This window comes from Mesorhizobium sp. M7A.F.Ca.US.014.04.1.1, assembly GCF_003998745.1.
GTDB lineage: Bacteria > Pseudomonadota > Alphaproteobacteria > Rhizobiales > Rhizobiaceae > Mesorhizobium > Mesorhizobium ciceri.
In genome coordinates this window covers 1-1,228 of sequence record NZ_RZRW01001002.1, presented here as the reverse complement: position 1 = coordinate 1,228, position 1,228 = coordinate 1, and the positions used below count along the sequence as shown (strand labels likewise).

General features: G+C 64.8%; 3 protein-coding genes. All 3 read left to right on the top strand.

Going from position 1 to position 1,228, the window contains the following annotated elements; translation table 11 throughout:
- Positions 1–257, top strand: a 257-nt coding sequence (locus EOA22_RS33960; protein ID WP_127238564.1) for a PTS mannose transporter subunit IID, incomplete at its 5' end; no start/stop codon positions are given.
- Between the two features lie 22 nt (positions 258–279).
- On the top strand, positions 280–582 hold the full coding sequence (locus tag EOA22_RS33955) for an HPr family phosphocarrier protein (RefSeq protein WP_013528086.1): 303 nt from the start codon (positions 280–282) through the stop codon (positions 580–582).
- On the top strand, positions 566–1,228 hold a 663-nt coding region (locus EOA22_RS33950; RefSeq protein WP_245478765.1), incomplete at its 3' end, for a phosphoenolpyruvate-utilizing N-terminal domain-containing protein. The genes EOA22_RS33955 and EOA22_RS33950, both read left to right, overlap by 17 nt.

Here is a 1,228-nt window from a genome sequence, read left to right as displayed (position 1 = left end):
GCACCAATGTCGAGGCGATCATGGGCGCCATCGACAAGGCCTGGTCGGAAGCCGGTGTCGCCATTCTGGTCGATCTCGGCGGCGCGGAGACCAACTCGGAAATGGCGGTGGAGATGATCGGCGAGCCACGCTCGCACAAGATCATAGTCTGCAACGCGCCGATCGTCGAAGGCGCGGTGATGGCAGCGACCGAGGCCTCCGGCGGCGCCTCGCTGCGGGAAGTGGTGGCGACGGCACATGAATTGTCGCCGTCGTGAACGAACGGGAATTTTGAAAGACATGTCCGCATCCGCCGAAGCGACCGTTGTGATCACCCACGAGGTGGGTCTGCACGCGCGTCCTTCGGTGAAGTTCACCAAGTTGGCCAAGAGTTTTGCCGCCGAGGTGGAGATCGCGCTCGCCGCCAACGGGCCATGGTTCGACGCCAAGAGCATCGTCAAGGTGATGGCGGCCAAGGCGCCGAAGGGCACCGTGCTGCACATCAGGGCCAGCGGTGACGGCGCCAATGATGCCGTCGACGCGTTGGTCGAACTGGTGCGGCGCGATTTCGACGAAGGCGCGGACCATGTCCGAACCGCTTAGACTGCAAGGCATTTCGGCCTCGGCCGGCTATGCCGAGGGGCCACTGTTCGACCTCGACCAGACTGTCGTATCCTATGTCGGCAAAGAAACAGCCGACGACGAGAAGGCCGCGCTCGAAGCCGCAATCGCCGTCGCGACAAGCCGTCTCACCGCATTGAGCGAGATGGCCGAGGGCGATGCCGCCGACATTCTCGAGTTTCAGATCGCCATGCTGCAAGACGATGCGCTGAGCAGCCCGGCCTTTGCCGCGATCCGCACCGGCCTGCCAGCCGACAAAGCCTGGCGGCAAGCGCTTGATACCGAGATTGCCGGCTACGACGCGTCAGACCAGGATTATTTCCGCGCACGGGCCGCCGACATACGCGATATCAGGGACCAGGTGCTGCGGGCGCTGTCCGAGGATGGCGACGTCCAGGCGCCAACCGGCGCCATCCTCTACGGCTGGGATATCGCGCCGACGCGTTTTCTCGAAACCGACTGGAGCCGCGGCGGCGGCATCGCACTGAAGGCGGGCAGCACCGCCAGCCACGTCGCCATGCTGGCGCGTTCGCGCGGCGTGCCGATGGTTGTCGGGTTGGGCACTTCGCTGGCTCGTCTAACCGGCACAGCGCTGCTCGACGCCGAACATGGCGGCATTGTGCTGTCA

Bases quoted from the DNA above. Each gene is read 5' to 3' on its own strand.
- EOA22_RS33955 (WP_013528086.1), top strand. From the start codon at position 280: ATGTCCGCATCCGCCGAAGCGACCGTTGTGATCACCCACGAGGTGGGT.